The organism is Massilia sp. SYSU DXS3249 (assembly GCF_053668055.1).
In genome coordinates this window covers 153,980-173,955 of the sequence record NZ_JBSIPX010000011.1, presented here as the reverse complement: position 1 = coordinate 173,955, position 19,976 = coordinate 153,980, and the positions used below count along the sequence as shown (strand labels likewise).

The window sequence follows — 19,976 nt, the reverse complement described above, 5'->3', positions numbered from 1 at the left end:
TGTTTTTCAAGAATCAACATTCACATCTCTGGGACTCCCATGGCTTACGAAAACCTGATGGTTTTTACCGGCAACGCTAATCCGGCGCTAGCAGAAGGGGTCGCAAAAAGCCTCGGCATTCCACTCGGTAAAGCCGTGGTCTCGAAGTTCTCCGACGGCGAAGTCATGGTCGAAATCAACGAGAACGTTCGTGGTAAAGACGTCTTCGTTCTCCAGTCGACCTGTGCTCCGACCAATGACAGCCTGATGGAAATCATGCTGATGGTCGACGCTCTCAAGCGTGCATCGGCCGGCCGCATCACCGCCGCCATCCCTTACTTTGGTTACGCCCGCCAGGACCGCCGTCCGCGTTCGGCCCGCGTCGCCATCTCGGCCAAAGTCGTCGCCAACATGCTGGAAGAAGCCGGCGTCGAGCGCGTCCTGATCATGGACCTGCACGCCGACCAGATCCAGGGCTTCTTCGACATCCCGGTCGACAACATCTACGCATCGCCGCTGCTGCTGGGCGACCTGCAAAAGCGCAACTACGACGACCTGCTGGTCGTGTCGCCTGACGTCGGCGGCGTGGTGCGTGCCCGCGCGCTGGCCAAGCGCCTCGGCTGCGACCTGGCGATCATCGACAAGCGCCGCCCGAAGGCGAACGTGTCGGAAGTCATGAACATCATCGGCGAAGTCGAAGGCCGCAACTGCGTCATCATGGACGACATGGTCGACACCGCCGGCACCCTGACCAAGGCTGCCGAAGTCCTCAAGGAACGCGGCGCGAAGAAAGTCGTTGCCTACTGCACGCACCCGGTTCTGTCGGGCCCGGCAATCGAGCGTATTTCGAATTCGCCGCTGGACGAGCTGGTCGTCACCGACACCATTCCGCTGAGCGAAGCCGGCCGTGCCTGCGGCAAGATCCGCCAGCTGACCTGTGCTCCGCTGCTGGCCGAAACGTTCAAGCGTATCGTCAAGGGCGACTCGGTCATGTCGCTGTTCGTCGACTAAAAAATTTAGTTTCAGAACACGGCGCGCCCGGCTTCTAGCCCGGCGCGCCGTTGTACCGTTAAAAAGAATTCGTTTTTCTTGAGTGCGTTCGTTAGCGCTCAGCCACGTCAGCCCCTGGTCGCGGGGGCGGGCAAAACCGGGCAATCGGGCAGGAGAGTCCCTGCATGCGAGCCTAAACTTATGGAGTTTCACATGAAAGTAGTTGCATTCAACCGCACCCTGCAGGGCACCGGAGCGAGCCGCCGCCTGCGCAAGGCTGGCCAGACCCCAGGCATCATCTACGGCGGCGCAGCAGCCCCGGTCCTGATCGCCCTGGACGGCAACGCCCTGTGGCACGCGCTCAAGAAAGAAGCTTTCCACGGTTCCGTGCTGGACCTCGAAATCGACGGCCAGACCCAGCAAGTCCTGCTGCGCGACTTCCAGATGCACGCATACAAGCAACTGGTCCTGCACGCTGACTTCCAGCGCGTCGACGCATCGCAGCCGATCCACACCAAGGTCACCCTGCACTTCGTCAACGCCGAGACCTCGCCAGCCGTCAAGCTGAGCGGTGCTGTCATCTCGCACGTGCTGAACGAACTGGACGTGTCCTGCCTGCCAGGCCAGCTGCCTGAGTTCATCGAAGTCGACCTGGCCAACCTGGAAGCCGGCCAGTCGATCCACACCGACGACCTGAAGCTGCCAGCCGGCGTGACCGCGCTGACCCACGGCCAGAACCTGACCATCGTGACCTCGTCGATCCCACGCGGCGCCGTCGCTGCCGACGCTGCTGCCGAGTAAGGTACGACCCGGCCGCCGCGCGAGCGGAGGCAGATAAAAACCCGCCCGGTTCGCCTGGCGGGTTTTTTATTTCCCGGCAAAGAAACTAAGCCATAATCCTGTTTTTCCTGACGCGACCGCTATGTCCATCCGCCTCATCGTCGGCCTCGGCAACCCTGGCCCAGAATACGAACAAACCCGCCACAACGCCGGCTTCTGGCTGGTCGACAACCTCGCCAACAGCCTGCCCGGCTGCCGCCTGCAGCGTGAATCGCGTTTTAACGCCCTGATGGCGAAAACCGCGATCGGCGGCAAGGAAGTCTGGCTGCTCGAGCCGCAGACCTTCATGAACCGCTCCGGCCAGTCGGTCGGCGCGCTGGCGCGCTTCTATAAAATCAACCCCGACGAAGTGCTGGTCGTGCACGACGAACTCGACTTGCTGCCGGGCGTGGCCAAGCTGAAAAAGGGCGGCTCCTCCGGCGGCCACAACGGCCTGAAGGACATTACCTCCGCGCTCGGCACCCAGGACTACTGGCGCCTGCGCCTCGGCATCGGCCACCCGCGCAGCCTGAACCTGCAGCAGGGCGTGGCCGACTTCGTCCTGCACCGCCCGCGCCGCGAAGAACAAAGCCTGATCGAGGAATCGATCGACAAGGCGCTGCGCATCATCCCGCTCGCCGTCGAGGGCAAGCTGGATGTGGCGACGATGCAGTTGCATACGGCCTGACAGTAGTTCGCGTCGACGTCTCGTCGCTTTTCCTGTCGCGAATTCTGTTGGCGTAGCAACGCGTGGAGTCAGGACTCCACCCTACGATCCACGGTAGCTGTAGGGTGGAGTCCCGACTCCACGCGTTTTGGACCAATCGCACAGCCCATTTGGGCGCTCAAGGCGTCGCACCCGGCCGCACCAGCCCCCGCTTGACAACATAATCGACAATCTGGTGGCTCAGGCTCATCCCCGCCGTCTTGTCGAAGGGCCAGTGAACGCCCAGATAAATCCGGCTCTGCCCATTTTCCTCTTCCGCCTGCGTCAGCGTCCCGAAACTGCGCGGCAGGCGCGGCCTTACCCATCCCTCGTTGTCGCGCGTGATGCCGTTCCATTCGTCGGACACAAAGGTAAAAGGCAGCCGGTCGCCGTACAGGCGGCGCAGCATGTGGAAGGTGGCGCCGCCCAGGCCCGCGTGCCCCGACACGTAGGCAGGGAAGGGCGGCGTGAAATCCGGGCCGATGAGGTTGCTCGCCGGCGCGCCCAGCGGCGTCCAGGTCACATCGGCCTGGGTCAGCGGATTGCCATCGCCCAGGCCGGTGGGGCCGGTGCCGGGATCGGCTTCGCGGATGCCCGTGACCGACCGCCAGAAATCGTAGTCGTACTTCGCGTTCCAGACGGCCATCGTCGTGTCGGCCATGGCCACGTTCACCAGCGCCAGCACGCGCGCCAGTTCCAGCGCATCCTTGCAGCGTCCCAGCGCCAGCTGCACGGCCACCTGGTTGTACAGGCGCGTCGGCGTGCCGATCCAGGCGGTGCTGTCGTAGGACCAGAAGATGCCTGCCACGGTCTGGTCGCGCGTGCGCCGGGTCGGGGTGCGCACGCCGTCGCCGCCGAGCTGTTTCACTTCGTTGAAGGCGCGCGCATAGGCTTCGCTCGCCAGCCCCGGGGGCGGCGGCACCCGGAACTGCTCGGCCGACTGCAGCACGAAAGGCGTCAGCCGCTGCCAGTAGGCGCCCAGGGCGATGGGGCTGCGGCTGACCGGATCCGGCCGCCACTCGCCCGGTGCGTGGCCGACCTGGTAGTCTTCGCCGACGACCGGCTCCCCATAATAATTGCCGTCGCTGGCGCGCAGTGCGAGGATCGCCGCCGCCGCGCGACGCCCGGCGTCGATGCCGTTCAGCTTGGCGCGGCCCGCCGGCAGGCGCGCCAGGTCGGCGCTCAGCCAGGCATCGAAGGGGCTCGCCTGGCGCGGATACAGCGCCACCAGCGTGTCGTGCACCGCCTGGGCGATGGCGGCATCCTGCGAACTGTCGGCAAAGGCGTCGAGCTGCCCGGTGTAGCCGGGGTAGCGTTTGACGATGGCGTTGAGCGCGTCGTAGACGGCAATGTGCACGATTGCCATTGCCCGGCTGGTGCGCGTCGGCCCGAGCTGCTGGGCACGCTGCACCACGTTGCCGACGACGGCCGGGGTATGGTCGACCGCGATGGCGCGCTGCGCCACTTCGTTCCAGTACGCCAGGCGGGCACGCGCGTTCGGACCCGCCGGCGGCGTATAGCGCGGCGGCAGTTCGCGGGTGCCGGGCTGGGTCTGGTAGGTCGGGCCGCCGATCGGTGGATGGGAATCGGCCGAGGCCGGCGCCATGCACAGGGACACCAGCACACACCAGCAAAATTGCGAGCACAACAGCGCGGCGCGCGTCTTCATGACTACCTCCTGACGAGATGGGACCGGAGCCGGCGCGGCAGGCGCTCCTCTGGCGGCAGCAAAAGCCCCGGGTGGTGAAGTCGAGCTTAGGAACGGATGAGTCAAAAGACAAGCGGAACGGTGCCGGGCATTGATATCGCCCAGCGCAGATTCTGCTCTGCATTAAAGTGCTCAGCGCCATTCTTTCTTCTTGCCCAACACCAAAGGGAAGAGGACAGGCCTGCACGGGGCCGCCCGTCCTGCGATAATTCCACGCATGAGTGCACTCACCTTCCATGCCGGCCCGCGCGCGCTGGCCCGCATCCGCGCGCAGGGCCTGCGCGCCGCCGACGTTGCAGTCATCCCGGCCGCCGCCGGCGGTCCCAAGGGGCTGATCTTCCAGAAGCTCGACCAGTACATGTTCGGCGAGTGGCTGCCGGCAGCGCCGCGCGAGCGCACCCTGATCGGTTCCTCGATCGGCGCCTGGCGCATGGCCGCCGCCTGCCAGAAGGATCCCGTGCGCGCCTTCGAGCGCCTGGGCGCCCTGTACGCCGGCCAGCGCTACACGACCACCAAACCGAGTCCCGCCCAGATCAACGAGGTGGTGCAGGGGCTGCTGCACGCCTTCGTCAGCGGCCACGAGGACGACATCCTGGCCCATCCGCAACACCGCCCGCACCTGCTGGCCGTGCGCGGCAAGGGCGCCCTCGCTGCACCGACCCACCGCCGCGCCGAGATGCGCGGTTTCGCCGCCGCCGCGCTCACCAATTGCGCTTCGCGCGCACGGCTGGGAGGACTGCTCGAGCGCGTCGTGATCGCCGACGGCCGCGCCCAGGCAGGCTGGCTGAAGGAAGCCTTCGACGGCTTCGCCACCCATTTCGCGACGCTCACGCGCGCCAACCTGGCCGCCAGCCTGCTCGCCTCGGGCACGCTGCCTTTGATCATGCAGCCGGTCACCGGGATCGAAGGCGTGCCGCAGGGCCATTACTGGGACGGCGGCATCATCGATTACCACCTGGCGCTGCCCTACGCGCGCCTGGAGCGGGAAGAGCCGGACGCGCTCGTGCTGTATCCGCACTTTAACGAGCACATCGTGCCCGGCTGGCTCGACAAAGCCATGCCCTGGCGCCGCTGCGCGCGCGGGCCGAACCGCGCCTGGCTCGACAATGTGCTGATCGTTGCGCCCTCGAAGGAATTTTTGAAAACGCTGCCGCAGGGGAAATTGCCCGACCGCAGCGATTTCAAGCGATATGGCCTCGACCATGACGCCCGCATTCGTGCGTGGTCGCAGGCGATGGACGAGGGTGCCCGCCTGCGCGACGAGCTCGCCGCCTTTGTCGAGCGGCCCGACCTGTCGCGCTTGCGCGCCATCTAGGTTCGGGGGCCGGGGCGCCGTGGTACCGGGCGCCGCAAATGCGCCTGTTTTTGCGGCATTCGAGCGCATCCCCGGTTACAATGCGGGGTTTCGAGCTGAAGTTACCGGCTCCACCATCATCGAAAGAAAGAATTCCCATGAGTCTCCAATGCGGCATCGTCGGCCTGCCTAACGTCGGCAAGTCCACCCTGTTCAATGCGCTGACCAAGGCCGGCATCCCGGCCGAGAACTATCCGTTCTGCACGATCGAGCCGAACGTCGGCGTGGTCGAAGTGCCGGACCCGCGCATGCAGGCGCTGGCCGACATCGTCAAGCCGGAGCGCGTGGTGCCGGCCATCGTCGAGTTCGTCGACATCGCCGGCCTGGTGGCGGGCGCCTCGAAAGGCGAGGGCCTGGGCAACCAGTTCCTGTCGCACATCCGCGAAACCGACGCCATCGTCAACGTCGTGCGCTGCTTCGAGGACGACAACGTCGTCCACGTGGCCGGCAAAGTGAGCCCGATCGACGACATCGAAGTCATCCAGACCGAACTGGCGCTGGCCGACCTGGGCGCCGTCGAAAAGGCGATCCACCGCGAGAACAAGAAGGCGCGCTCGGGCGACAAGGACGCCGCCAAGCTCGTCGCCCTGTGCGAACGCATGCTGCCGCACCTGAACGAAGGCCAGCCGGTCCGGACGCTCGGCCTGGACGCCGACGAGATGGCGCAAATTCGCGAACTGCACCTGATCACGGCCAAGCCGGCGATGTATGTCGCCAACGTCTCCGACACCGGTTTTACCAACAACCCGCTGCTGGACCAGCTGACCGAATTCGCGAAGAAGCAGAACGCGCCGATCGTCGCCATTTCGGCGGCCATCGAGTCGGAAATCGCCGACCTCGACGATGCCGATAAAGCCGCTTTCCTGGGCGATATGGGCATGGAAGAGCCGGGCCTGGACCGCCTGATCCGCGCCGCCTATAAACTGCTCGGCCTGCAGACCTATTTCACCGCCGGCGTCAAGGAAGTGCGCGCCTGGACCGTGAAGGTCGGCGCCACCGCCCCGCAGGCGGCCGGCGTGATCCACACCGATTTCGAACGCGGCTTCATCCGCGCCCAGACGATTTCCTACGACGACTACATCGCCTACAAGGGCGAAGCCGGCGCCAAGGAAGCAGGCAAGATGCGCGCAGAGGGGAAGGAATATGTGGTCAAGGATGGGGATGTGTTGAACTTCTTGTTCAACGTCTAAGCATGCCCGCCTGCGGCTGAGCCGCCAGGTCGACAGCCCCGGTTCCTGATGAACCGGGGCTTTTTTTGGTCCGTTCGCCGCGGATGCTGTCATGAACGTGACATAAGGCTCAACTATTCTGCCCCTCCATGGACGCGGCCACCGCCGCACGCAATCACGCAAACCCTGGAGAAAACCGCATGACCACGAATCCCGAACTGTCCCGCCGCCGCCTGCTGCGCATGCTGGGTGGCATCCCGATGCTGCCGCTGGCGAGCGTCGCCGGCGCCTCGCTGCTGACCGCCTGCGGTGGCGGCAGCGACAACGATGGCGACACGCCGCTGGCCACCGCGCCCGTCGCGCCGGTCGCCACCATGGGCAGCGTCACCTTCAGCTCGATGCCCGCGCCAACGCTCGCCAACCCGGCCGCGATGGCGACCACCACCGTCGGCTCGACCATGACGGTCAACTTCAGCGACACCAGCAAGCTCGATTTCAAGCTCGCCTACCAGCCCTTCTTCGTGACCGGCGACATGGTCCCGAACGGCAGCGGCGGCACCATCCTCGCCGGCGGCTACTACAACATCCGCAACCAGCCGATCATCGACGCCACCGTGCCCGGCAAGGAGCGCCAGTTCTTCTCGGACGCGCCGGACGGCACCTCGCTCCTCTCCGTGCCGAATGCGAACGTGGCGGGCGTGAAGGGCAAGTCCGTGTTCGCCGTCGTGCAGTTCGAGTACGCGACCTATGCCCAGGACGGCAAGACCGGCATGTACGGCCGCCTGCCGTCGCCGATCGGCGTGCTGACCCTGGACCAGGACCAGGCGACCGGCAAGCTGTCGCTGGTGAAGTACCACAACGTCGACACCTCCAGCGTCGAAGGCCTGTGGATCACCTGCGGCGCCAGCCTGTCGCCCTGGGGCACCCACCTGTCGAGCGAGGAGTACGAGCCGAACGCCTTTACGGCCGCCCTTGATCCGCAGTTCCGCGCCTTCAGCCTGAACCTGTACGGCAGCGAGACCGCGGCCAACCCGTACAACTACGGTCACATGCCGGAGGTGACGGTCAACCCGGACGGCACCGCCTCGATCAAGAAGCACTACTGCATGGGCCGCATCTCGCACGAACTGGTGCAGGTGATGCCGGACGAGCGCACCGTGCTGATGGGCGACGACGCCACCAACAGCGGCTACTTCGTGTTCGTGGCCGACAAGGCGAAAGACCTGTCCAGCGGCACGCTGTACGTGGCCAAGGTCGGCGCCGGCTTCTCGCTCGACCCGCAGGCGGCCGGCGCGCCGCTCACCTGGATCAGGCTCGGCTCGGCCACCAGCGCCGAGATCCGCTCGCTCGCCGCCAGCCTGAAACCGACCGACATCATGGACGTGCGCACGAGCGATCCGCAGGACGCGGCGTACAGCAAGGTCGCCTCGAACGGCGCCATCGAATGGATCAAGCTGATGCCGGGCATGGAAAAGGCCGCGGCCTTCCTCGAGACCCACCGCTATGCGGGCCTGGTCGGCGCGTCGATGGGCTTTACCAAGATGGAAGGCACGACCGTCAACGCCGCCGACAAGGTGGCCTACTCGGCGCTGCAGAACTGCCAGAGTTCGATGGTTGCCGGCCACGCGCTGAACGCGCCGGGCAATGGCGTCTCGATCCCGAAGGCGCTCAATGCCGGCGCCGTGATGGCGCTGAACCTGCGCGGCGGGCAGCGCGATACGGCGGGCGCCGCGATCGCCAGCGAATGGATGCCGGTAGACCTGAAGGCCCTGCTGACCGGCGAGGACATCGCGGCCGACGCCCTCGGCAACACGGCCAATCCTGAGCGCATCGGCAATCCGGACAACCTGAAGTTCTCGGAAAAGATGCGCACCCTGTTCATCGGCGAGGACAGCGGCCAGCACGTGAACAACTTCCTGTGGGCGTACAACATCGACACCCGCGTGCTGTCGCGCGTGATGTCGATCCCGGCCGGCGGCGAGTCGACCGGCCTGCATGCGGTCGACGAACTCAATGGCTGGACCTACATCATGAGCAACTTCCAGCACGCGGGCGACTGGGGCGGCATCCACAATGTCGTCAAAGGGACGCTCGATCCGCTGGTGCGCGCGAACTACAAGGACAAGTTCGGCGCGGCGGTGGGGTATCTGACGGCGGAGTCGAGCCAGACGAAGCTGGCCAAGGCGTGATGGCGCGCCGTTTCCTTTTTTAGAAGCGGTACTGCAGGTCGGCCAGCACCATGGGCGAGGAGGCGCGGGCATCGGACTGCGCGGCGCCGCCGCGGCCGCGCCAGGCGGCGGCCAGCCCTCCGTACCAGGCGCCGCGGTGGTAGCGCACGCCGATGCCGCTGCCGGACAGGCTGCGGCGGTTGGCGTCGCCCGACCACGGGTTGCGGTTGACGGTCACCCTGCCGGCGTCATGGAACAGGTAGGGCGCCAGCGCGTGCGCCGTGTAGCGCAGCTCGATCTGCGCGATCGTGCCGGCGTCGCCGAAGCCTTCGCCGCTCGGGTAGCCGCGCACGCCCTGGGCGCCGCCGAGGCCGAATTTTTCCGACGAGTCAAGGTTCTTCGAGGCCCACTGGCGCGACAGGCGGCCGTACAGGTCGACGTGTTCGCCCAGCGCCTGGATGCGGGCGATGTCGAAATTGATCTTGTGGAAGCGGCCGGCGCTGCGCGCGCTGGCGCGGTCGGCGGCGGAGAGGACGTCGTCCAGGTCGAGTTCGCCGACGCTCCAGCGCAGGGCGCCGAAGGTGACGCCGGTGCGGATGAACTCGTCTCGCGCGTCGAAGTTCAGCGCTGCGCCCAGCACCTTGCTCGACTTGTCGGCCTCGGCGTCGACCGCGCCCTGGCGGTCGTTCAGGCGCTTGTGCTCGAACTGGCCGGACAGGGACAGGTTGCGCCGTTGCGAGCGCACGATCGGGTAGCTGAACCCGGCGCTGGCGATGTCGGCGGTGCCGGTGGCGTCGAGCGCGCGGAAGTCGCCCGCCAGGGTGTAGTACGAGTGGGTGAGGCCGATCCGGCCGCGCAGCCCGGAAGCGCCCAGCGGACGGCTGTAGGCGAGCGCGCCGAACCACATCTTTTCGTCGGTCACGAGCGCCTGCGCGGCGATCTGGTCGCCGAAGGTGAACAGGCTGTTCAGGTCGAGGGCGGAGCGCACGCGGTAGCGGCCCGTGTGACGGTTGCCGTGGTTGTCGATGGCGACTTCGCCCGACTGCGGCTGCTCGCGCTGGACGTCGACCAGCAGGTCGCCGGTGCCGAAGGCCTGGCCGGGGCGGATCGTGGGCGCGGTCTTGATGCCCGGCTGGTCGTCGAGGATCAGCGTGATGCGCTCGAGGCGGCTGCTTTCGATCGGCGCGCCCGGTGCCAGGAAGTCGAGGAAGTCCTGCGCCGGACCGGCGAGGCGGGGCGCGCCGGTGGCGGCGATCTTGCCGTAGCGGCCCTCGATGACGCGGATGCGCAGCTGCCCGCCGCTCACATCCTGCTGGGGCAGGAGGGCACGCGCGAACGGATAGCCGGCTCCCTGGTAGTGCGCGGTGATGCGCGCCGCCAGGCGGTTCAGGCCGGCGAAATCGAATTCCTTGCCGGCGACATCGCCCAGCAGGGCCAGCAGCGTGGCCTGGTCGAATGCGGTATTGCCTTCGATCGCGACCTGGCGCAGCGTGAGCTTCAGGCCGCCCTGGCTGGGTGCCGGCGCCGGAGGCTCGACCTGGACGCCGGGCGCCGCGCGCGGCGCCTGCAGCGGCGGGGCCGCGTTTTCCTGCAACAGGCGGCCGGCATCGGGCAGCTGCTGGGCGCCGGCGGGATGGGCCGCGAGCATCAGCAGGGCGGCCGGGAGGAGGGAGGGTAACTTCTTCATTTATCAGTGCAATCCAATATCGGTGAGCCGCGCATGCGCTCAGTTGCCGGGCGCCGGTGCGGCGGCGCCGGTGTTGATGCCGCCCGAGACGACCATCACGTCGAGGAACTTGACGTCGCGGCCCGACGTCGGCGCGTGCGAAGCGGCGCGTTCCAGCGTGCCGCCATCGGCGCTTTCCGTGCCGCCGTCGGCAGCCTTGGCGCTGTTGTCGGACACCATCACATACGAGAGGGCGCCCACCGTCGGCGGCACCAGCGGCGGCACGATCGTCGTGTATTGCGAGGCGTTGACGGCGGGGCGTGCCGGCGCGGGAACGACCGGCGCCGGCGGGAGCGGAGCTGGTGTTTCCACGACGGGCGGCAGCGGTTGGGGCTGCGGCATCGGCTGAAGCACCGGCACCGGCTGCGGCGCCGCGGCGATGTCGAGGCTGGCGCTGTTGAAGGCGATCGCATAATTGGCGTTGCCCAGCGTGCCCTGGCCGATCGCATAGCTGCCGGCGCTTTCGCCGGATGCGCGCGCCAGCTGGCCGGCGAGGCTGTCGTTGCCGACCAGGTTGCCGCCAGTAATGCGCCAGGTCAGGCGCGGGTCGGTGTCGCCGGTCTGCTTGCGCTGGCTGTCGGCGCTGACGGCGATCGGCCGCGCGGCGATCGACAGCGTGCCGCCCTGTACCGTCAGCACGTAATTGCCGTTGGCCAGGGCGCTGCCGTCGATCGTGTAGCTGCCGGCGTTCTCGCCGGACTGGCGCCGCAGCGCACCGCCGAGCAGGTCGCCGTTCACCAGCTGGCCGGCGGCGATGCGGTAGCCCAGCACCGGATCGGCCTCGCCATACACCTTGCTGGCGTTGTCGACCGTGATGGCGAGCGCGCGCGGAAGAATCGTCAGGGCGGCCGGCGTGCTGCTCAGGAGGTAGTTCGCACCGGCGCTGGCGTCGATCGCATAGCTGCCCACGTTTTCGCCGGCGGCGCGCACCACGTCCAGGGCATCGCCCGCCACCAGGCTGCCGGCCGTGATGCGGTAGGCCGGCAGTGGGTCGGCATCGCCATAGACCTTGTCCTGCGCCTGGAACAGCACCGAAAGCGGACGCGGCGCGACGTTCAGCACGCCGTTCTGCACCGTGAGCGCGTAGTTGCCGTTGGCGAGGCGCGAAGCATCGATCGCATAGCTGCCGACGTTTTCGCCGGCGGCGCGCGCCAGGCTACCGCTCAGGGTGTCGCTGCCGACCAGGTTGCCGTTGACGACGCGCCAGGTCAGGGCAGGATCGGCGTCGCCATACACCTTGCTGCGGTCGTTCGCGGCGACCGTGATGGCGCGCGGTGTGACGGTCATGTTCGCGCCGGTGGCAGTGACCGCATAGTTCGGATTGGCGAGGGCGGACGCATCGATCGCGTAGCTGCCGACGTTCTCGCCGGCGGTACGCGCCAGGCTGCCGTTCAAGGTGTCGCTGCCGACCAGGTTGCCGTTGACGACGCGCCAGGTCAGGGCCGGATCGGCATCGCCATACACCTTGCTGCCGCCGTTCGCGGCCACGCCGATGGCGCGCGGTGTCACGGTCAGGCTGGCGCCGGTCGCAGTGACCGCATAGTTCGGATTGGCGAGGGCGGAGGCGTCGATCGCATAACTGCCGACGTTCTCGCCCGCGATGCGCGACAGGATGCCGGACAGGGTGTCGCTGCCGACCAGGCTGCCGTTGACGACACGCCAGGTGAGGGCAGGGTCGGCGTCGCCATAGACCTTGCTGCCGCCGTTCGCAGCGACGCTGATGGCGCGCGGGGTGACGTTCAGGCTGGCGCCGGTGGCAGTGACCGCATAGTTCGGATTGGCGAGGGCGGAAGCGTCGATCGCATAGCTGCCGACGTTCTCGCCCGCTACGCGCGACAGGATGCCGGACAGGGTGTCGGCGCCAAGCAGGTTGCCATTGACGACGCGCCAGGTGAGGGACGGGTCGGCGTCGCCGTACGACTTCGACTGCGCGTCGACGGCGACGGACAACTGGCGTGCGCCGATGCTGCCGGCGACGTCCTTGCTGCTTGCGTCGAGGACGTAGTCGCCGGCGTTGGCGACGCCGCCCGTGACCGCGCCGACCGCCAGGCCGGAGACGGTGAGGCGCTGTGCTTCGGCCACGTTGGCGCTGTTGTAGGCGGCGCCCGTATGGGTCAGCGCGACGCTCGCGCCGAGGTCGGCCGCGGCCAGGCCGGTGAGGCTGTAGCCCGGCTGGTAGCCGGCCGGGGCGGCGGTGCTGCCGTCGTAGGTCTTGGCGACGTTGGCGTCGGTCAGCTGCACGCCCAGGGTACGCGGCGTGATCGCTGCCGTGTTGGCGGACGAGGCGGCGTTCAGCGCGGGCAGCACGTAGTTCGATGCCGATCCGAGCGTGCCGTTGCCCAGCACGATCGCACCGACATGGGTGGCGCCGTCGACATGCAGGCTGTTGGCGGCGGCGCCGGAGTAGGACAGGTCTTCGCCGGCGACCAGGTTGCCGATCACGACGGCGCCCGCCAGGCTGTCCGTGCCGTCATAGGTCTTCTGCGCGGCGAGGGTGACTTCGCGCGGCAGGATGGCGGCGCGCATGCCGCTCACCGCCGTGCCGCCGAGCGTGTAGTTGGCGGCGTCGGCGCCGCTCAGGGTGATGCCGCTGGCGCTGACGTTGTCGTACTGCCCGGCCTGGGCGGCGCCGAAACTGCCGCTGCCGCTCAGGCGCACGTTGTCGCCGGCGACCATCCCGGTGGCCGTGACGGCGGCCGCGCTGGTGCCGTCGTAGACCTTGTTCGCCACGACCGGGGTCAGGGCGCGCGGCGTGATGGCATAGGTCCCGCTGTTGAAATAGCCGACCGCGTAGTTCACCCCGTTGGCCGTCAGGCTGGTCGGGTTGGCGGCGTCGCGCACCAGGCGCGCGTAGGTGCCGACGTTCTTGCTGGTCGTGTGGAACAGCGGGGCAGGCTGCAGGCTGGACGGCGTGAAGCCCTGCGGGCCGCCGAGTCCCTGCAGGGTCAGGTTGGTCGCGAGCGTCGAGCCGTCGTAGACCTTGGTGCCGGCGCCGCTCTGGATCACGTAGGCGGCCTGGGTGGCCAGGCTGACCGACTCGTAGCCGGCATACAGGTAGCTGTTGTTCGAGCCCGGCACGACCAGGTAGCCGCAGTTCAGGTAGCCGGCCACGCAGTTGAGTTGCGGTGTGCGGGTGTAGCCCGACAGTTGGGGCACGCCGTTGATGAACACCAGCCAGCTGGCCACCGAGGGACCGTAGAACGACAGGCGGGCGACGCTGCCGTAGTTGACCATGCCCATGGCGCCGGCATCGCGCTCGGCCGCCGTGCCGGCCGAGCTGTTCACCGCGTTCATGAGCATGTTGCCGCCGTTCGTCGCGCTGCCGAGCACGGTGTTCGTACCGGACGCCGCTTCGAAGGCGATGCCGAAGGTTTTGAGGCCGCCGCTGCTTTCGCCGGTGACGTACAGGTCGCCGGTGCCGGACAGGATCTTCGCGCCCGACTTGATGTATACGCCGCCGGTCACGCCCCCATAGCTGCCGTTGTTCGAGCCGACCGTGGAGCGGCCGTTGATCGTGATGTTGCCGCCGTTTGAGAGAATCGATTTGTGCTGCTCGACGACGACCGCCGCTTCCGAGGCGTTCAGGTTGGCGGCGAAGCCGATGCCCTGGTTGGCCGTGCCGCGTGCGCCGCCGACCAGGATGTCGCCGCCATTGGCATTGAGGTTGCCGCCCACGCGTACGCCACCGTAGGCGCCGCCGCCGTTGCCGCCGCTGAGGACCATGCCGAGCTTGCCATTGGTGGCGCCGATGTCGGCGCCGACCAGGACATTGCGCCCGGCACGCAGGGTCAGCGTGGCGTCGCCGCCGGCGCTCTTGGCGACCGCGCTGGTGACGGCGATGTCGGCGCCGGCGGCCGTGCTGCCCGGCCGGGTGGCGACGGTGACGCTGGTCCCGGTGTTCAGGGCCGAGGAGATGGTCTGCGCAGCCGCCGCGTTGATGGTGTAGTCGGTCGGGGCCAGCAGCCACTGGCCGCCGCTGCCCTGTGCGGCCCCGGCATTCACGGCCAGGCCGGCCGAGGTAGCCACGCGTCCGGCCGAGGTCGTGACGGCGCCGCCGTCGCCGCCTGCCGGCGCGCTGGCATCGAGCGTGCCGCCGACGTTCAGCTGGCCCTGTCCCGCGTCGGCCAGCAGCAGGATCTCTCCCTTGGCGCCGGTGGCCAGCGTCTGGGCGCGCAGGGTGCCGCTCTGGTTGATCACGCTGCCGGCCAGTTCCGATGCCGCCGCCGCGGTGAGCAGCACCGTGCCGCCGTCGGCACGGATGGCGCCGCCATTGTCGATCAGCGCGTTGACGATGCCTTGCTGGACCTGCAGCTTCACCGGACCGCCCATGTCGACCAGGACTTTGGAGCCGGCGCCGAGGGCCACGCCGCCACCCGGCGCCTCGATGGTGCCGGTGTTGATGATCTGGGCGGCCACCAGCGCCACCGCGCCGCCGTTCGCGGCCTGCAGCAGGCCCTGGTTGATCACCATGCTGCTGTTGGCGCCTTCCAGCTGGTAGCGCCCGTTCATGAAGTCGGCCGTCTGCATGCCCAGCGTGGAGGCCAGCAGCCCGCCCGTATTCACCTGGGCGGTCGGCGCGAACAACACCCCGTTCGGGTTCAGCAGGAAGACCTGGCCGTTGGCGCGCAGCGCGCCTTCGATGAAGGAGGCGGTGCCCCCGACGACACGGTTCAGGGCCACTGAGGACGCCGACGGCTGGCGAAAGACGACGGTGTCGCCCTGGCCGATCGAAAAGCTGAGCCAGTCGATGGCGGCCTTCGCCGTCGACTGGTCGATCGTCATGACGTTGCCCGACTGGCTGATCGTCGCCTGGCCGGCCACGACCGTGCCGCCGCCCGGCAGCTGGCCCGACCAGGCCGCCGAGGCCAGCGCAAAGGCGGCCACGCCGGCGAAAGGACGCAGCGCGCGCGAAGACTTGTTCTTGCCGCGGCCTTTTGCGGTTTCGGGGGCGGCCTGCCACAGGCTGAGCGTGGCATTCCAGACGAGACGATAAGTATTGTTCATGATTTAGGGCAATAAAAGATGCTCTAATTCTATTCGATCTGCGTAGGAGCTGTCCTACAGGTTGAGTTAAAACAATTTTTTTGTAACTAAAAAACGACGTAAAATCAGTAACTTATCTATTTGTAAATATTGAACGGCAGGCTGTGGCAAGCGTGTTAAGCCAGGGCCATGACTGGAGGGTTTGATGCGATACTGTCGCCCCCGACATCTCCGACCGCTCCATGCCCACGCTCGCCCAACTCATCCTGTATCCCATCAAATCCTGCGCCGCCATGCCGGTGCTGGAGGCGCAGGTCACCGTCTCCGGCCTCGTGGCCCACGGTGTGCACGACCGCGAATGGATGCTGGTGACGAACGATGGCCAGTTCCTGACCCAGCGCGAATTCCCGCGCATGGCGACCGTCGTGCCGCGGGTGGAGGGCGACGCGCTGGTGGTAACGGCGCCCGGCAGGCCGCCGCTCCGGCTGGCGCTGGCACGGGAAGCAGGCGCCACGCTGCGCGTGCAGATCTGGGACGACCTGGTCGACGCCGACGACTGCGGCGATGCGGCCGCGCGGTGGTTCGGGCAGGCACTCGGCACAGTCTGCCGGCTGGTGCGCTTCAAGCCGGAGCTGGCGCGCCCGACCAGCACCAAATGGACCGGCGGGGCGGCATCGGGCGCGCACTTCGCCGATGCCTACCCGCTGCTGCTGATCGGGCAATCCGCCCTCGACGAGATCAACGCGCGCATGCTGGCCGCCGGCCGCGCGGCGCTGCCGATGGACCGTTTCCGTCCAAACCTGGTAGTGACGGGCACCGACCCCTTCGAGGAGGACTACACCGAGTCGCTGCGCGCTGGCGAAGTCGTGATCAAACCCGTGAAACCCTGCGCGCGCTGCCCGATCCCGGCGATCGACCAGGCGACCGGCATTCCCGGTCCGGATCCGCTCGACATCCTGCAATCCTGGCGCACCAAGGCCGTGCTCGATGGGGCCGTGTGCGTGGGCATGAACTGCATCGTGCTGGAGGGCTCCGGCGCAACCCTGAGGGTGGGGCAGGGCTTCGAAGCCAGCCTGTCGTTTTAAGGCCGCGCTTCCCGGGCGGCGCACCGGAAATCGTATCCAAGGCCGGAAAGATCACGTAATGTAACGGGTATTGCTGAAAGGAATGCCCCGATGTATCAGCCTGATCCCCAGCCGGATGCCCAGATGGAAGCGCAGTCGGACGCGCAGTTGGACGCACCATTACGCGACCTGATTGCCGAGAACGAAGCGCTGCGCGCACGCATCAGCTATGTCATGGAGCAGGGGCGGCGCAACCACGAGATCATGGCCCGCCACCAGGCCTTCGACCTCGAGATCGTCGGCGCGACCTCGTTCACGGAACTGGTCGGCACGATTTTCCGGCTGCTGCCCGTCATTTCCGACCTCGACGCCGTCACCCTGTCGCTGGTCGACCCGGACGCCGACATCTACACGGTGATGCACAAGCTGGGCGTCGATTTCGAGGCGCTGCCCGACCTGCAGTTCTGCGAGCACGGCGTCGAGCTGGGTTTTACGAACGCCCAGGACGGCCGCCCGCACCCGCGCCTCGGACCCTACTCGCGCGCCGAGCACTGCGCCGCCTTTCCCCATCCTCCCGCCGGGCTGCAAAGCGTGGCGCTGGTGCCGCTGCTGCGCAACAAGCGCCTGATCGGCAGCCTGAACCTGGGCAGCACCGACCTGCAGCGCTTCACCGCGGCCCTGGGCACCGATTTCGTCGAGCACATGGCCTCGATCATCGCGATCTGCCTGGAAAACGTGATCAGCAACGAGATGCTCAAATACATGGGGCTGACCGACCCGCTCACCGGCGTCTACAACCGCCGCTACATCGACCGCCGCCTGGTGGAAGAGGTGGCGCGGGCGCGCCGCCAGGGCTACCGGATTTCCGTCATGTTCATCGACGTCGACCATTTTAAGGCCGTCAACGACCGCGTTGGCCACCAGGCGGGCGACGACGTGCTGCGCGAAGTGGCGGCGCGCATCAAGATGGAACTGCGGGTGTCGGACGCGCTGGCGCGCTTCGGCGGCGAGGAATTCGTGGTGCTGCTGATCGATGCCGACCTGGACGCCGCGGCCATGGTGGCCGAGCGCATCCGTGTTGGGGTGGCCGGCAAGCCGGTCGACCTCGCGGACGGGGCGGGCATGGGGGTGTCGGTGTCGATCGGCGTCTCGGCGCTGGACATGGATGCGGGCGAGCTGCCGATCGAGGCGGTGGCGCAGCAATTGGTGGCGCTGGCCGACGGGGCCTTGTATCAGGCCAAGGAAGCGGGCAGGAATCGGGTCGTCACGGCAGGGTAGGGGAACCGGTTACAACAACCGCCCCTCCGCCCGCGTCACCGCGTCGGCCGACCCGCGCAGCACCACCACATCCCCCGCCGCCAGCACCGTGTCCGGCTCCGGTTCGACGCGCTTCCTGGCGCGCCGGATGCCGCTCACTTCCGCCCCCAGTTCCTCCAGCCCCAGCTCGTCGATGCGGCGCCCGACCGCCTGCGCCTCCTCGTTCAGCACCACCGAATGCAGGCGCACGTACATGTGCTCGGGGTCGTCGGTGATGTCGCTCGAGCCGTGGAAGTAGCCGCGCAGCGAAGCGTAGCGTTCGTCGCGCGCCTCCTGCACGCGGTGCACCACGCGCCGCAGCGGCACGCCGACCACCACCAGCGCGTGCGAGGCGAGCATCAGGCTGCTTTCCAGCGCCTCCGGCACCACCTCAGTGGCCCCTGCTGCGCGCAGGATGTCGAGGTCGCTGTCGTCGTGGCTGCGCACGATCACGGGCAGCGAAGGCGCCAGCTCGTGCACCAGGTGCAGCACTTTCAAGGCCGCGCGCGTGTCGGCGAAGGTGATCACCAGGGCGCTGGCCCGGTTGATGCCGGCCGCGATCAGCGATTCGCGCCGCCCGGCGTCGCCGTAGGAGACGCTGGAGCCGGCCGCCTGCGCTTCCTGGACCCGTTCCGGATCGAGGTCGAGCGCATACCAGGGCAGCTTCTCGTCGGTCAGCAGGGTCGCCACGCTCTGGCCGCTGCGCCCGAAGCCGGCCAGGATCACGTGCTTTTGCGCGGCCATCGTGCGGCTCGCCAGCTGCGTGAGCTGGAGCGACTGCATCATCCATTCGTTGGCCGACATCTTCATGACGATGCGGTCGGACTTGGCGATGACGAAGGGTGCGACCAGCATCGACAGCACCATCGAGGCCAGCACCAGCTGCATCAGGAAGGGATCGATCAGCTTCGAGCCCGACGCCATGTTCAGCAGCACGAAGCCGAATTCGCCGGCCTGCGCCAGCGCCAGGCCGGTGCGCATCGCGACGCCGTCCGAGGAACCGAAGGCCTTCGCCAGCGCCGCGATCAGCGCGAACTTCAGCAGCACCGGAACGACGAGCAGCAGGAGCACCAGCCACCAGTGCTCGAGCACCAGGCGCAGGTTGAGCAGCATGCCGATGGTGATGAAGAACAGGCCGAGCAGTACGTCGCGGAAAGGCTTGATGTCCTCCTCGACCTGGTGCTTGAACTGGGTTTCGGAAATCAGCATGCCCGCGACAAAGGCGCCCAGCGCCAGCGACAGCCCGGCGCGTTCGGTAATCCAGGCCGCGCCCAGCGTCACCAGCAGCAGGTTGAGCATGAACAGTTCCTGCGAGCGGCGCTTGGCGACCAGGGTGAACCAGCTGCGCATGAGCTTCTGGCCGAAGAACAACAGCAAGGCCAGCACCGCGGCCGCCTTCACGGCGGCCCAGGCCAGGGTCGGTGCCAGGTTTTCCGGGTTTTTTGCCAGCGCGGGGATCATGATCAGGAGCGGCACCACGGCCAGGTCCTGGAACAGCAGGATGCCGATGATGCGCCGCCCATGCTCGCTTTCGAGTTCGAGCCTTTCGGTCAGGAGTTTGACGACGATGGCGGTGGAGGACATCGCCAGCGCGCCGCCGAGGGCGAATGCGGCCTGCCAGCTCACGTGCAACTGCGGCAGCCAGAACGAAAAGGCGAGCGCCCCGAGCACGGTGGCGACGATGGTCAGCACCACCTGGGCCAGCCCGAGGCCGAAGACGATGCGCCGCATCGCGCGCAACTGGGCCAGCGAGAATTCGAGGCCGATCGAGAACATCAGGAACACGACCCCGAATTCGGCCAGCGCGTGGGTGGAGTGGGTTTCGGCGGCGAGGCCGAAGGCGTGCGGCCCAATCAGCACGCCCACGGCCAGGTAGCCCAGCATCGGCGGCAGGTGCAGCGAGCGGAACACGACCACGCCAAGCACGGCGCTGCCGAGCAGCAGGAGGGTCAGTTCGAGGCCGGATGCCATTCGTTCGTTAAATAGGGATAACTTTGTGTTAAATAAAGGTAAC

Annotated in this window: 12 protein-coding genes; 8 read left to right on the top strand and 4 right to left on the bottom strand. The window is 67.5% G+C overall.

Annotation, left to right across the window (positions count from 1 at the left end; all coding sequences use genetic code 11):
- The first annotated feature begins 39 nt into the window (after positions 1 to 39).
- The 3 genes from ACWCIA_RS14635 (at position 40) to pth (ending at position 2,476) form a co-directional block, all read left to right on the top strand.
- Positions 40 to 990, top strand: coding sequence for a ribose-phosphate pyrophosphokinase (locus tag ACWCIA_RS14635; RefSeq protein WP_056345247.1), 951 nt, complete (start codon positions 40 to 42; stop codon positions 988 to 990).
- A 192-nt stretch (positions 991 to 1,182) separates the two neighbouring features.
- Positions 1,183 to 1,770 carry a 50S ribosomal protein L25/general stress protein Ctc gene (locus tag ACWCIA_RS14630; RefSeq protein WP_454164403.1) on the top strand — a complete coding sequence of 196 codons (588 nt, stop codon included), beginning with the start codon at positions 1,183 to 1,185 and terminating at the stop codon, positions 1,768 to 1,770.
- Positions 1,771 to 1,891: 121 nt separating this feature from the next.
- Positions 1,892 to 2,476 (top strand): aminoacyl-tRNA hydrolase, encoded by a 585-nt coding sequence (pth, locus tag ACWCIA_RS14625; protein WP_454164402.1) that lies wholly within the window; start codon positions 1,892 to 1,894, stop codon positions 2,474 to 2,476.
- Between the two features lie 157 nt (positions 2,477 to 2,633).
- Here pth and ACWCIA_RS14620 read toward each other — a convergent pair whose 3' ends face one another.
- Positions 2,634 to 4,163 (bottom strand): vanadium-dependent haloperoxidase, encoded by a 1,530-nt coding sequence (locus ACWCIA_RS14620; protein ID WP_454164400.1) that lies wholly within the window; start codon positions 4,161 to 4,163, stop codon positions 2,634 to 2,636.
- Between the two features lie 256 nt (positions 4,164 to 4,419).
- Here ACWCIA_RS14620 and ACWCIA_RS14615 point away from each other — a divergent pair, with 256 nt between their 5' ends.
- The 3 genes from ACWCIA_RS14615 (at position 4,420) to ACWCIA_RS14605 (ending at position 8,914) form a co-directional block, all read left to right on the top strand.
- Complete coding sequence (locus tag ACWCIA_RS14615; RefSeq protein WP_454164399.1) at positions 4,420 to 5,517, top strand: patatin-like phospholipase family protein; 1,098 nt, start codon at positions 4,420 to 4,422, stop codon at positions 5,515 to 5,517.
- Between the two features lie 137 nt (positions 5,518 to 5,654).
- On the top strand, positions 5,655 to 6,746 hold the full coding sequence (gene ychF / locus ACWCIA_RS14610) for a redox-regulated ATPase YchF (RefSeq protein WP_454164397.1): 1,092 nt from the start codon (positions 5,655 to 5,657) through the stop codon (positions 6,744 to 6,746).
- 179 nt (positions 6,747 to 6,925) lie between these two features.
- Entirely contained in the window at positions 6,926 to 8,914 is a 1,989-nt protein-coding gene (locus ACWCIA_RS14605) for a PhoX family protein (RefSeq protein ID WP_454164395.1), read from the top strand.
- Between the two features lie 19 nt (positions 8,915 to 8,933).
- Here ACWCIA_RS14605 and ACWCIA_RS14600 read toward each other — a convergent pair whose 3' ends face one another.
- Together ACWCIA_RS14600 and ACWCIA_RS14595 are read right to left on the bottom strand one after the other, a co-directional pair.
- Positions 8,934 to 10,580, bottom strand: a complete 1,647-nt coding sequence (locus ACWCIA_RS14600; RefSeq protein WP_454164394.1) for a ShlB/FhaC/HecB family hemolysin secretion/activation protein — start codon at positions 10,578 to 10,580, stop codon at positions 8,934 to 8,936.
- 39 nt (positions 10,581 to 10,619) lie between these two features.
- Entirely contained in the window at positions 10,620 to 15,623 is a 5,004-nt protein-coding gene (locus ACWCIA_RS14595; protein ID WP_454164392.1) for an MBG domain-containing protein, read from the bottom strand.
- 221 nt (positions 15,624 to 15,844) lie between these two features.
- Here ACWCIA_RS14595 and ACWCIA_RS14590 point away from each other — a divergent pair, with 221 nt between their 5' ends.
- Together ACWCIA_RS14590 and ACWCIA_RS14585 are read left to right on the top strand one after the other, a co-directional pair.
- Entirely contained in the window at positions 15,845 to 16,687 is an 843-nt protein-coding gene (locus ACWCIA_RS14590; protein WP_454164390.1) for an MOSC domain-containing protein, read from the top strand.
- Positions 16,688 to 16,810: 123 nt separating this feature from the next.
- Entirely contained in the window at positions 16,811 to 17,944 is a 1,134-nt protein-coding gene (locus ACWCIA_RS14585) for a DUF484 family protein (RefSeq protein WP_454164416.1), read from the top strand.
- 9 nt (positions 17,945 to 17,953) lie between these two features.
- On the opposite strand, the gene ACWCIA_RS14580 is transcribed toward ACWCIA_RS14585, so the two are convergent.
- On the bottom strand, positions 17,954 to 19,933 hold the full coding sequence (locus ACWCIA_RS14580; protein WP_454164388.1) for a monovalent cation:proton antiporter-2 (CPA2) family protein: 1,980 nt from the start codon (positions 19,931 to 19,933) through the stop codon (positions 17,954 to 17,956).
- Positions 19,934 to 19,976: the final 43 nt, after the last annotated feature.